This window comes from Gracilibacillus suaedae, assembly GCF_017599345.1.
Lineage (GTDB): Bacteria > Bacillota > Bacilli > Bacillales > Amphibacillaceae > Gracilibacillus > Gracilibacillus suaedae.
Window position 1 is genome coordinate 57277 of the sequence record NZ_JAGFVL010000006.1, and the last position, 12867, is coordinate 70143.

At 35.8% G+C, this 12867-nt stretch carries 12 protein-coding genes; 11 read left to right on the plus strand and 1 reads right to left on the minus strand.

Translation table 11 applies throughout. The features are described 5' to 3' along the window. Positions 1–8: 8 nt before the first annotated feature. The gene (locus J5J03_RS00560) at positions 9–656 is read right to left on the minus strand and encodes a sigma-70 family RNA polymerase sigma factor (RefSeq protein WP_208585603.1); all 648 of its coding nucleotides are present in this window, start codon (positions 654–656) and stop codon (positions 9–11) included. Positions 657–948: 292 nt separating this feature from the next. Here J5J03_RS00560 and J5J03_RS00565 point away from each other — a divergent pair, with 292 nt between their 5' ends. The 11 genes from J5J03_RS00565 (at position 949) to J5J03_RS00615 (ending at position 12719) form a co-directional block, all read left to right on the plus strand. Then, entirely contained in the window at positions 949–1185 is a 237-nt protein-coding gene (locus J5J03_RS00565; RefSeq protein WP_208585604.1) for a TM2 domain-containing protein, read from the plus strand. A gap of 220 nt (positions 1186–1405) precedes the next feature. Continuing rightward, positions 1406–1738 (plus strand): PadR family transcriptional regulator, encoded by a 333-nt coding sequence (locus tag J5J03_RS00570; RefSeq protein ID WP_208585605.1) that lies wholly within the window; start codon positions 1406–1408, stop codon positions 1736–1738. Then, entirely contained in the window at positions 1738–2712 is a 975-nt protein-coding gene (locus tag J5J03_RS00575; protein WP_208585606.1) for a permease prefix domain 1-containing protein, read from the plus strand. Before J5J03_RS00570 ends, J5J03_RS00575 begins: the two co-directional genes overlap by 1 nt. Positions 2713–3099: 387 nt before the next feature. After that, positions 3100–4641: an extracellular solute-binding protein gene (locus tag J5J03_RS00580; RefSeq protein ID WP_208585666.1), complete on the plus strand. Its 1542-nt coding sequence runs from the start codon at positions 3100–3102 to the stop codon at positions 4639–4641. A gap of 63 nt (positions 4642–4704) precedes the next feature. Continuing rightward, positions 4705–5613, plus strand: a complete 909-nt coding sequence (locus tag J5J03_RS00585; RefSeq protein ID WP_231710534.1) for a carbohydrate ABC transporter permease — start codon at positions 4705–4707, stop codon at positions 5611–5613. A 27-nt stretch (positions 5614–5640) separates the two neighbouring features. Next, positions 5641–6420, plus strand: a complete 780-nt coding sequence (locus tag J5J03_RS00590; RefSeq protein ID WP_208585608.1) for a glucose 1-dehydrogenase — start codon at positions 5641–5643, stop codon at positions 6418–6420. Between the two features lie 25 nt (positions 6421–6445). Then, positions 6446–7285, plus strand: a complete 840-nt coding sequence (locus J5J03_RS00595) for a carbohydrate ABC transporter permease (protein ID WP_231710535.1) — start codon at positions 6446–6448, stop codon at positions 7283–7285. A 23-nt stretch (positions 7286–7308) separates the two neighbouring features. Continuing rightward, a complete protein-coding gene (locus J5J03_RS00600; RefSeq protein WP_208585609.1) occupies positions 7309–8394 on the plus strand; it encodes an NAD(P)-dependent alcohol dehydrogenase in 1086 nt (361 codons plus the stop codon). A 163-nt stretch (positions 8395–8557) separates the two neighbouring features. Further along, positions 8558–9115: a 6-phospho-3-hexuloisomerase gene (gene hxlB, locus J5J03_RS00605; protein WP_208585610.1), complete on the plus strand. Its 558-nt coding sequence runs from the start codon at positions 8558–8560 to the stop codon at positions 9113–9115. A gap of 80 nt (positions 9116–9195) precedes the next feature. After that, positions 9196–11310: a BglG family transcription antiterminator gene (locus J5J03_RS00610; protein WP_208585611.1), complete on the plus strand. Its 2115-nt coding sequence runs from the start codon at positions 9196–9198 to the stop codon at positions 11308–11310. After that, positions 11307–12719 carry a PTS transporter subunit EIIC gene (locus tag J5J03_RS00615; protein ID WP_208585612.1) on the plus strand — a complete coding sequence of 471 codons (1413 nt, stop codon included), beginning with the start codon at positions 11307–11309 and terminating at the stop codon, positions 12717–12719. Before J5J03_RS00610 ends, J5J03_RS00615 begins: the two co-directional genes overlap by 4 nt. Positions 12720–12867 lie beyond the last annotated feature (148 nt).

Genomic DNA, 12867 nt, shown 5'->3' on the forward strand with positions numbered 1-12867 from the left:
CTCCTTTTCTATGCGGCCATAGAATATATATTGAGAGGCGAATATGAGTGCGTTGGTTTCGCAAGCATAGGTGTTTCTGCCAATGAATGTAAGGTGGAAATACAATCAATCAATATAACCGGATCATCTGCCCGAAGTGATTGGTATAACAAGGCATACAATTTCTCTCTCTCTTCTTCCTGCCAAAATGAATCGATGGACTGAAGGGAAGTGCTATTGTTTAATCTCTTTCTTGCTCTGTGCAGGGTTGATTTGACTGCCATTTCTGTTGTATCCAGTAAATCAGCTATTTCCTTTGATTGATAACTGAATGCTTCCTTCAACATGAAAATAACTGCTTGTTTTGGGGTTAGATTATTCACTAATAACTTCGCTAAATCAATCAATCGGTCTGCCTTAAATGCTGTGTCTTCTTCTGATTCATCTTCTAATGTTTTAAAAACCTCAATCTTTCTTTTTTTTACGGTATCAATCCATTCATGATAAGCAATTTTGTTTAGAAGTGCTGCACTTATTTCAGATGAATCGTAATATTTGATCGCTTTAAAGAAAGTTTCTTGTATGAGATCCTCGGCATCCCATTTATTTTTAGCTAGAAAATATGAATATTTCTTCAGTTTTGGATATAATTGATGAAATTGTCTTTCTACTTCCACATGATAACCTCCTTCATTGGCAGAAAGCTTATGTTGACATGCAATTCATTCACTCCTTTTGAACCTCTCTACTTATATAACTAATTTGGAGGATAGAAAGATACGGGTAAAACAAAAATTTACTTATATTATATCTCAGTTTAAATAAGTAATGATTCAAATGCCAATATGTTAGTTTAATCAATTTCCAAAATTATGATAAAATCTTAGTCGTTATTTTTCATACACTATAATGAACCGAACATGATAAAATGAAAAGTACATGTTATCGTTAACGAGAGGAGTTAATAGGATGATGAAGGAAAGAAACTTAGCTATTGCATATTTATTATGGTTTTTCTTCGGACAAATCGGTTTGCATCGGTTTTATACAGGTCGTGTAGGGAGTGGGATCACCCAACTATTACTCGGCATTGTTGGATGGGGTACTACCTGGCTTTTAATTGGTTGGATTCCATTAATCGTGCTATGGATTTGGTTATTTGTAGATATTTTCTTAATTCCAGGAATGTGTCGGAACCCAAGATAAAAGCGGAAGTCTATTGTGTCACTTTTAGTGATATAATAGGCTTTTTTTACGGTTTGATGTAGCCTTTCATTTAGGTTAGGGTAACTACGGCTCTGGTCACGCGAGTCATTTACTGACAGAAAAAATTTACTTCACCTGTCGTAGTAATTGTGATAAACTGAAATTACTACGACAGATGAAGTAAATGGGAATATGGAATGTGGAAAGGGGGATCAACTTTTTGATTAGTAGTGATGTAATTCGGGGCTACAATGATACAATTATTCTTTATTTATTGTTAGAAAAACAGTCCTATGGATATGAAATTTCGAAAAGAATCAAAGAGTTATCCAATGGTAAGTATGTCATCAAGGAAACCACCCTTTATTCAGCATTTAACCGTCTTCTGAAAAAGGGTTATATTGAATCTTTTCATAAGGAGCAAACCTTTGGAAAAAAACGAACGTATTATAGAATTACCGAATCAGGGTTGCTTTATTATCAAGAAAAGTGTCGAGAGTGGGAGTTAACGAAGGAAGTAATTAATCAATTTATTAGGGAGGATTATCTATAATGGATACAATTATTAATTACGTCGATAATATGTTTGCTTCATTACCGAAGTCTACGGAGATGAGGCAGTTAAGGGATGAACTTCTGGCTAATATGGAAGAGAAGTATCATGAATTAAAGCTGGCTGGTAAAACGGATAATGAGGCAATAGGGATTGTTATTTCTGAATTCGGTAATATTGATGAAATCATCGAAGAGTTCGGAATTTCGCAAGAAGACGATGTTGCGACACAAACATTCCTAACGGAGCGAGAGGTGGAAGATTATCTTCAGGTAAGTAAAAAATCGGGTCAATGGATTGGAATCGGAGCGGTATTGTGTATTTTCGGTTCAGCCATGTTTGTGCTTTTGTTAGGTTTATTTGAAAAAGGAGTCATGAATGGCTTGACTGTGGAAACAGGAATGTATATAGGAGTAATTTTACTATTATTATGTGTAGCGGTAGCGGTTGGTTTATTTATCTATGCGGGAATGCAATTAGATAAATATAAATATATTAGTGTAAAAGGGAATTTTGAGTTATCAATAGATTTAAAAAGTAAGATTAAAACAATGAAAGACGCTTACCAGCCAACTTTTACGCTTTTCATGATTGTTGGAGTTGTTCTAATTATATTATCTCCCGCTGTCCTTCTTACCATGATCTTTTTTAATGAGCATTTAGCTAATTTTGGTGTGTTTATTATGTTAACCCTTGTCTCGGTTGCAGTATATTTTTTCGTATATTTTGGTAATATGTACGGTGCATACGATAAACTGTTAAAGGGTAATGCACAACGAACAAAAGAAAAAAATGAAGATCGTGTCATTGGTGCCGTAGCTTCGATAGTTTGGCCATTAGCCGTAATCGTGTTCTTGATAAGTGGTTTCATTTATGGTCTGTGGTATCTTAATTGGATTGTGTTTCCTATTACAGGGTTGTTATTTGCTATGTTTAGTGGAGCTTACTCCAGTTTGATAAGAAAAGAAGAATGAAAAATATATCTTTACCATTTTACATTCACCTAAATGTATCGGAATAATAAAAAATGATTTATCTATTAGTTAGATGAAAAAAACATGCATTTCAAGATCAACTCTTTTTACAGAGGAATCTTGATATTGCATGTTTTTTACAATTATCTACAAACGATGTGAAATTGTTGCTATTGCAACATCTACTATATTTTACGGTATTATGGTTGAATTATTTTTCGGGCATTACTTGATATTTCTAGCTTTTATTTTGATTCTTTTAGAATTGTCACTTTTATAGGTGACATCACCTATAAAACATTGTATTTACACGCCTAAACATCACTCATATAATGAAAACGTATTCAAAAAGGGCCCTTTACAAGATTTGAAGGAGGATCAAAAGTGATGAAATTAAAAAAGTATATTTATTTCACTATTTTTGTATTTTTATTTCTTTCTTTAATTGCATGTTCAACTGAGAATGGGGAAGTAGATGTTGCAAGTGAGAATAATGAAAATATAAATCCAGATGTACAAGAGCCGGCTCCATTTGATGGTTGGGTCGAAGGATTACCTCAAATAACAGCGCCAGAAGGATTTGATTGGAAGCAATTTGAAGGTGTGGAATTAAACTTTATCTCAGAAAATACACCACCTTCTTCAGCTATTGCAGCGAATATCGAATTATTTGAGGAAGTTACAGGAATCAAAGTGAATATTGAGCAAACGGATTTAGCTACTGTGGTGGAAAAAGTAGGACTTGACTTTAATGCACAATCAGCGAAATACCATTTAATTTATGCAGATCCATATCAGATATTAGCGAAACAATCAGAGCATTTCTTTGACTTGAATCATTTTATTAATGAGTCAACGATGCCACAAATACCAGGGGGATTAGAGGATTTTTCAGCTTCCCAGTTAGAAGCAGCAGGTTATATGGGAGATAAAGAGGAATTATATGCCTTACCTTATGATAATCCGACTATGGTTTTAGCTTATCGTACGGATGTGTTTGAAAAGTATAAAGATCTGTTTGAAGAAGAAATGGGTTACGATTGGACACCTGATGAAGATATGACATGGGATGAGTATTATGAAATAGCAAAATGGATCACTGAAAAAGCCGATGAAGGTGTTATTACAGAAGTGGAGTATGGAACAGGACATCAAGCAAAACAACATGATTCTTTAATGGCTGATTTTAGTAACATTTTAGCTGCAAATGGTGGAGATTATTTTGAAAAAGATGACTTAGGGACAATTGGTTCTACTGATCCGGGTGCTTCTGCAATGGATTCAGATATTGCAATAGAATCAGCAGAATTTTACAACAAGTTACTTCAGGTAGCAGATCCAGGAAGCTTATCCTGGGATTGGACTGGTGTAGCAGAAGGATTTGCCTCTGGTAACATAGCGATGATTCCCGAATGGCATGAATTTAGTGCAATGTTTGAGGATGAAAACAGCTCTAATATAGTCGGTAATGTTGCATGGACGACAATGCCAACGGGTAAAGAAGGAAAAGCTCATACCTATGGTGGAACAGGTATTGGAATAAATAAATATGCCAGTGATGAAGAAATTAAGGCGGCATGGTTATTTATTGTTTGGTCTACTTCTCCACAAGCACAGTATATGATTTTAAAATCAGATGAAGGTGGATCGACACCAACAAGAAATTCTGTTTATGAATTAGAAGACGTTCAAAAAGGGATGGAGCCAGGTACACCTGAATCAGAAGAGATGCCAAACCTATTAGCAATGAAGCCTACATTGAAAGCATGGGAATCAGAAAATGCTTATATGCGTCCAAAAATTCCGCAATGGCCGCAGGTTGATACCTTTATTTTTACAGAGCTTTCTAAAATGTTAGCAGGACAACAAACACCAGAGGAAGCAGTAAAAGAAATTGCTGATCAGACTAATCGCTTAACCAATAAATAGACATTGGAAAAGGAGTACATGCTCCTTTTCCGATTCTTCAAGAATAGAAAGGTGGTGGAGACGTTGCAAACAAATGTAGATAAAGCTTGGAAAAATAAATTAGAGGCTAAAAGAATCAAAAAGAGGTTTAGTACGGAGTTCTGGATGCTTCTTCCATCTATGATTCTATTAGCTATTATTAGTATCTTTCCATTCTTATATCTGATTTATGCTAGCTTCATGGATTTTTCCATTTCCTTTGAAAACCCTGAATTTATCGGTCTTGGAAATTGGAAATATGTATTATCTGATACCCTTTTTTGGAGCTCATGGGGGAGAACCATTCTTTATGTAGGTATCGGTTTAGTATTACAACTTTTCATTGGTGTTGGGATGGCATTAGCCATTTTTCATTTGCCAAAAGGAAAGAATATTGTCGTCACGTTATGGATGATCCCTGTGTTTGTAGCACCAGTTGTGGCCGGATTATTAGGAAGGTATTTATTAAATTCAACGTATGGTCTTTATGACTGGTTATTAAGTCTATTTGGTATGGAAACACAGGTATTAGGTAATATATCTACGTCTATGCCGGCCATTATTCTTATGGATGTCTGGGAATGGACACCATTAATCACTTTAATTGTATTAGCAGGATTAAACTCTTTATCATCGGAACCGCTCGAAGCTGCAGATGTTGATGGAGCAAATTATTTTCAAAAATTAACCTATGTAATTTTGCCATTAATCGCAAAGACCATTGTGGTAGCTTTGTTAGTTCGTTCCATGGATATTTTGCGTTTTGTCGATAAGATAAGAATCGCAACAGAAGGCGGTCCTGCAGATTCGACGAAGGTTGTTGGCTATTATCTTATGGAGGTCGCCTTTAAATTTCAAGACTTTGGATCAGGTTCCGTACTAGGGCTCACGATGTTGGTTGTTACGATTTTCTTAGGTCAATTTTTTGTGAAATTTATGATGGGAAAAGAATAGCTACAATTCTGTTGGGAGGTAATAAATATGAAGGTCTTCAAGATGTTTCAAATGGAACATAAAACGTCGATTGTAACAGGTGGTTCAAGAGGACTTGGTAAGGCAATGGCAGAAGCTTTAGCAGAAGCCGGTTCTAATATTGTTATTGCAGACATCGATATTGAAACGGCTGAAAAAACAGCAGACGCAATAGCAAATAACTATCAGGTAAAAACCTTAGCAATAAAGGTGGATGTTACGAATGAAACAGATGTTAGCCGGTTAATAGAGGAAGTAACCAAGCGTTTTCCAACCATTGATGTATTGATCAACAACGCTGGTATAGCACTTTTGAAGAATACAGAAAAGGTTAGTATGGAGGAGTGGAAAAAGGTTTTAGATGTCAATTTAAATGGCGTATTTTTGATGTCGAAAGCAGTAGGAAATATCATGATCAAGCAACAATCTGGATCGATTATTAACATAGCATCGATGTCAGGCATGATCATCAATACTCCTCAAAGTCAAGCGGCTTATAATGCTTCCAAGGCAGCTGTTGCAGCACTGACTAAGAGCCTAGCTTCTGAATGGGTAGAGCATTATATCCGAGTGAATGCCATTGCACCGGGATATATGAAGACAGAAATTACACGACCTTATTTTGAGGAGGATGGTGATATGGTAAGAAGGTGGATGAACTTTACACCAATGAACCGTCCAGGAGAACCTGATGAATTAAAAGGGGCTGCATTGTATTTAGCATCAGAAGCTTCTTCTTATACAACAGGATCCGTACTTGTAGTAGATGGGGGTTATACAATTTGGTAAAGCAAGTAACGGAGGGAGGATAAAAATGATGAAACAGAAAAGTAAGAAAAAGGTGTTAACTTACACTCTGTTATATTTAGTTGTTTTGATAGGACTTACATGGGCGTTGGTCCCAATTATTTGGATGGTTTTATCTTCTTTGAAGACACAAGCAGGGATGTTTTCCATGCCGCCTAAGTTCTTATTTAAACCGAATTTTGACACTTTTCAATATATGTTTTCAGAGAGTGGAGGTTTTCTTCATTATTTACGAAATAGTGTCGTGGCGGCTGTCTCCTCTACAGCGATTTCCTTAGTATTAGGAGCGCTTGGGGGATATGCACTTGCAAGAGGTCAATTTAAGCAAACTAAGCATATAGCATTCTGGATTATTAGCACAAGAATGGCTCCAATTCCTGCGGTGATGTTACCACTATATTTGCTTTTTACACAGTTAAATTTAGTAGGGACGATGACAGGTTTAATTTTTGCCTACACAACCTTTAATTTGCCCTTTGCCTTGTGGATGATGATGATCTTTTTTAAGGAAGTTCCTGAAGTACTTGAGGAAGCAGCTATGATCGATGGGTGTAGCAGGTTTCAGGCTTTTTTAAAGATTGCCATTCCTACAGCAACAACAGGACTTGTTGCAACTGGCATATTATGCTTGATGTTTGCATGGAATGATTTTATGTTTGCTTCTATCTTTTCAGGACATCGTACACAAACAATTCCTGTTGCTGCATCTATGTTAATTACACAACAAGGAATTGCTTGGGGGCAAGCAATGGCAACTGGTACTGTGATTATTACTCCAATGGTAGTGGCAGGACTAGCAGTACGTAAATATCTTGTGCAGGGACTGTCAATGGGAGCTGTAAAATAACTATATTATAGGAGGAATGTGTAATGTCACGTATAACAGACATACCCTCAACCATGAAAGCAGCAGTGATGAATAAGACTTTTGATATCGAGATCAAAGAATTACCTATACCGGAAATAGCGGCTGATGAAGTGTTAATTAAAGTGATGGCAGTAGGAATTTGTGGTTCTGATATCCATTACTACGAGCACGGAAGAATTGGACCTTATGTGGTGGAGAAGCCAATTATATTAGGGCATGAGTGTGCAGGGGTTATAGTGAAAAAAGGTGAACAAGTAGAAGACTTATCGATTGGGGATCGAGTAGCTATCGAGCCCGGTATTACTTGTGGAACATGCGAGCATTGTAAGGAGGGACGATATAATTTATGTCCGGCCGTAGAATTTTTAGCGACTCCACCCATTGATGGTGCTTTTGTACAATATATAAAGCACAGACAAGATTTTGTTTATAAAATTCCGGATCATTTAAGTTTTGAAGAAGGAGCTTTTAATGAGCCTTTCTCAGTAGGCATTCATGCTGCTAACCGAACAAAGCTTAAGCCAGGCTCAACGGTTGCGATAATGGGCATGGGACCAGTGGGATTAACTGCAGTAGCAGCGGTTAAAGCATTTGGAGCAAAGCAGGTTATCGTAACGGATCTTGCTCCGATCAGATTAGAAGCTGCCAAACAAATGGGAGCGGATTATGTTATTAATGTAAAGGAAGAAAATCCTGATGAAAGAATTCGTGAAATTACTAATGGGGTAGGAGTGGATATAGCGTTTGAGACAGCCGGAAATTCAAAAGCATTACAAACGGCATTAGCTGCTGTACGGAGAGGAGGAAAACTGGCAATTGTTGGTCTTCCACCTCAGAGTGAAATACCTTTAAATGTCCCGCTTATAGCAGATAATGAAATAGATATCGCTGGAATATTTCGTTATGCCAATACGTATCCGAAGGGCATTGATTTTCTTTCAGCAAAAATTGTTAATATGCATGATTTAATTACGGATCGATTTGAGCTGCGGGCTACAAAAGCTGCCATGGAAAAAGCTCGTACCAATAAAGAAGAAAGTATTAAAATAATGATTTATCCAAATGGTTTTATTGAGGATGAGCAATAAATGAGCAGAGATGTAATAAAGCCGATGCACGCTTTTCTGTATGCTTTGATATTAGGCATACAGATGAAACGAATCGACGGAGAAAAAGCGTGTATATCTTGAGGTTGGCCATCCTTTGGAATTATTGGAAGCAGTCATGTAATCGAATGGGGGTAACCTGCAAATGGTGAGTATGAAACAACGTACAACTCTTGTCGACGAAGCTAAGAAAGCTTTTTTATCGATTAATGAGGAAGACATTGAAATGTTTGCACAACATGTTTTACAGGCCAGAAAAATATTTATTTATGGTTTAGGAAGAGAACGATTAATGTTGAAGGCTTTTGCCATGAGACTTATGCATTTAGGCTTTGATGTTCATATGGTAGGGGATGTTACTACACCTAGAATCACAGAAAAAGATCTATTTATTACGAGCTCCGGAACGGGTTACTTGTCTACAGTTGATGCGCTATTAAAGATAGTTAAGAATAGTGGAGCAAAGGTTGTCTATATGACTGCTGACAAGACATCTTCTTTAGTAGCATATGCTACGCAAGCTATAGTCATTGAAGCACAAACGATGAAGGATGAGATTAGCAATCGTCAGTCGCTGCAGCCAATGGGAGCTGTTTTTGAGCAAGCTCAATTATTCTTATTTGAATGGCTGATTCTTGTTTTAAAAGAAATCAGTAATATATCAGATGAAGAAATGGAACAATATCATACCAACCTAGAATAAAAAGGAAGCGCTTAAATTTTCATAGCTTTCTATACTTCCCCTTGCTATGATAGATAGAAAGCAAGTAAGGAGGATGGCTAATGAACCTACCTAGCTTTAGTTTTAGACAAAAGCAAATATTACAGATCTTACTGAGGTCAGATCATAACCTATCGTATAACGACCTTGCATCAGAATTAAATGTCAGTAAGCGTACAATACAACGAGAAATGTCAAAACTTAAAAAACAGTTAAGGCCATTCTATTTAAGGATTAGGAGTAAAGCGGGAGTCGGGATTGAACTAATAGGCAAGCAAAACGATAAGGAACAATTTCAGCAGTTTTTACATCAACAGAAGGTGAAATCCATATATAGTATTCCTGATCGTAGAGTGGCTATTATTTATGATTTGTTGACTTCGAAAGAACCTATAAAACAATACGCTTTGGCAAGACAATATGATGTTACAGAAACAACCATTGCTAGTGATTTAAGTGAAATTGAAGAAAAACTAAGAGCGGAAGATATTATATTATTTAAACGACCAGGTATCGGCATTTATGTTAAGGCATCTGAACAGAAAAGGAGGAATTATTTATCAAAGTTACTTCATAAAGACGTTGCTTTTGAGGAGTGGTTACAGTTATTTCATGGAGTAAATAAAGATGATGGAGTCAATTCATTAATGGATAATATGATTTATAACCGATTATTAAAAATAGCAGATAAAGGTGATATTAACGCCATTGAACAGATAGTACGCAAAGTGCTGTATGAATATAATGACATCGAATTAACCGATAAAAATTACGTTAATTTGATTGTTCATATACTGTTAACAGTAGAAAGAGTCAGGTCTGGCAACTTCGTAAACGATGATCATTTATCTGTATCCTATCAGGAAGATTTAGTATTTTACGAGTTAGCAGATAAAATTGTCGAAAGGCTGGAGCTACAATTTAACTTACCTATTCCTAAGATTGAAATTGAGTATATTGCTTTACATTTGGCAGGTGCACGAGTATCAAAGACAAATATTGTGACAAATAGTAATGAGGAATTAACATGGATAGAATTAACCGATTTATTCATTAATGAAACGGAAAAGCATCTACACTCCTCTCTTCAGGGAGATGAAGTATTAAGAGACGGACTGATTGCTCATTTCGCTTCTGCCTTTAATCGCTTGAAATATGGTTTACAAATCCATAATCCGATGCTGGATAGTATAAAAACAAAATATCCTGAAGTATTTCAAGCTTGTATTATGGCGAGTTCTTTTCTTGAAGGAAAATTAAACATAAAAATCCCTGAAAGTGAAGTTGGTTATTTAACAATGCATATCGGAGCTTCGAAAATCAGAGTGGAAGAAAAAAGGCTACAGCAATACGATGTCCTTGTTATTTGTGCCAGTGGATTAGGAACATCTGCTTATTTAGCTACTAATTTAACGAAAGCAATGCCTGAATTAAATATTAAAGATATAGTTTCATTGCAACAGTTACAGGCCATGTCTAATGATCATTTAGAAGTAGATTTCATAATTTCTACGATAGAACTGCCTAAAGGAGTAAGGCGTGGCAAAGTGGTCGTTGTCAGCCCATTTCTAACAGAAAATGATCAAAAAAATATTAAAAACAGTATTGCAATGCTAGAAAAACATACGTATACAAAGCCCAATATCAAAGAAAATGTGCATTCCTTAGCTAGGTATGGTGCTGCAATGGTGGAAATCATGAATTATCTATATATTACAGCTTTTTCAGCAACCAAAAAGGTAAGTTTGGAATCGTTAGTAGATCAATTGAAAGATCATGAAATGGTTAGTGATAGACAACTTCTATTAGGTGATTTATCGCAACGTGAGAAATTGGGTGGTTTTGTTTTAGATGAAGTTGCAATGATTCATGCCAAAACAGCTGGAGTCAAAGGACTGTTCGTTGGTGTATTTCATCTGGAACAGTCTTCACCTTGGTTGGATGATACTGGGCACGATGAAATGATTCAAACCGTTTTGATATTAGCAACTCCTAAACAAGTCTTACCAGAATACAAGAAAATGATTACAGAAATAAGTGCTGCTTTAGCTGATGAGGAATTTATCGATGTTTTACATTCTAAAAACGAGCAGAAAGTGAGAGAAGTGATCGAATTTATTTTATCTAATGCTTATGAGAAAAAAGCTAAAGAGATCATGAAAGGCTATCAATCATGAAAAAAATTGGACAATTAGTAAGTGCGATGATTGCTCAAAATATTTTAGTCATTATTTTGGTTGGAGTGATACGTGAAATATTTGGAGTGTATGGTTGGTGGTACAATCATCAAATTTTATTACTAGTTAATCCTATTTATGATACTTTATTACCGGTGTTAATTGCATATACTGGTGGAAGGTTATTAAGTGGACAAAGAGGAGGGGTAGTGGCCTCCATGCTTACCTTTTCTTTAACTCTCGCCAGTTCAGCGCCAGCCATATTAGGAGCAATGGTAATAGGTCCCTTAGCAGGTTGGTTTGTTAAGTGTACAGATGACCATATTAAAAAGAAGCTACCGATAACAGGATATGAACTGTTAATTAGTAACATTATTTTAGCCATTCCCACTATAGTGTTATCTATTGTATGTTTTTTATATATTGGGCAAGTTTTTTCGAGCGGGGTTGAATGGACCATTCTACTAATAGAAAATATTATTTACTCTCCTTACCTACCATTAGCTTCATTTATTATTGAACCAGCAAAAGTATTTTTCTTTAATAATATTTTAAATTACGGTGTTTTTGGGACATTAGGTATTCACCAAGCAAAAGAATTGGGAAAATCTATTTTTTTCTTACTAGAAGCAAATCCTGGTCCTGGTCTTGGTGTATTATTAGCCTATTGGATGAAAACGAAGGGAGATCGCAAAAAAGGTGCAAAATTAGCTTCCTTTATTCATTTTTTAGGCGGTATTCATGAAGTGTATTTTTCTTATGTATTATTAAATCCTAAATTGCTAATTTCTGTTATGTTGGGTGGCATGACTGGCGTATATTTCTTTCAGCAGTTTTATGTCGGCTTAACGTCAATTGTATCACCAGGTAGTATTTTCTTTGTAATTGGGCTAGCACCGAGAGAAGATATGCTTTATATTGTCATAGGTGTTTTAATGTCTACACTGGTCTCGTTTCTTATTAGTATTTTTTTAGTGAAAGACTCGGTATATTCACCTTCTGCTTCAGATAGTAAAAGCGCTTTGTTTGGATTTAATAAGTTACAAACGATGGATCGCATTCTTTTAAATGAAGATGATAATACAGATCCAATTATGCGTGAAAAGGCAAGTATTACACCTCAGCGTAGCATAAGAAAAATTGTTTTTGTATGTGAGGCAGGACTAGGATCTAGCGCTATGGGGGCAAGACTGTTACACAAGAAATTAAAAGAGGCGCAATTGGATATAGAAGTTGAAAATGCCGCGATAAATGAAATACCTGCCGGAACAGACGTAATTATTTGCCACCAACAACTTGAAAAAGAAGTGAAATCTCAAACATACGGAATTAAGATTATCTCACTTCAATCTTTCACAGATAAAAAAGCCTACGACCAAATTATACAAAAAATTCAAGTCCAAAAGTAATTGTTATATACCAAGAGAGCCCCACCATATTTGAATATAGCTGATCAAAATAGGTGGGGTAAATATCTATTATATATATCAATTCAGCATTTTATATAAAACCTTTTTTATCTGCTCTTCCTTGCGTCCTTGAAAAGATTTTGAATCA

Coding starts and splice junctions, on each gene's coding strand:
- J5J03_RS00565 (WP_208585604.1), top strand. CDS start 949: ATGATGAAGGAAAGAAACTTAGCTATTGCATATTTATTATGGTTTTTC.
- J5J03_RS00575 (WP_208585606.1), top strand. CDS start 1,738: ATGGATACAATTATTAATTACGTCGATAATATGTTTGCTTCATTACCG.
- J5J03_RS00580 (WP_208585666.1), top strand. CDS start 3,100: ATGAAATTAAAAAAGTATATTTATTTCACTATTTTTGTATTTTTATTT.
- J5J03_RS00590 (WP_208585608.1), top strand. CDS start 5,641: ATGAAGGTCTTCAAGATGTTTCAAATGGAACATAAAACGTCGATTGTA.
- J5J03_RS00595 (WP_231710535.1), top strand. CDS start 6,446: ATGATGAAACAGAAAAGTAAGAAAAAGGTGTTAACTTACACTCTGTTA.
- J5J03_RS00600 (WP_208585609.1), top strand. CDS start 7,309: ATGTCACGTATAACAGACATACCCTCAACCATGAAAGCAGCAGTGATG.
- hxlB (WP_208585610.1), top strand. CDS start 8,558: ATGGTGAGTATGAAACAACGTACAACTCTTGTCGACGAAGCTAAGAAA.
- J5J03_RS00610 (WP_208585611.1), top strand. CDS start 9,196: ATGAACCTACCTAGCTTTAGTTTTAGACAAAAGCAAATATTACAGATC.
- J5J03_RS00615 (WP_208585612.1), top strand. CDS start 11,307: ATGAAAAAAATTGGACAATTAGTAAGTGCGATGATTGCTCAAAATATT.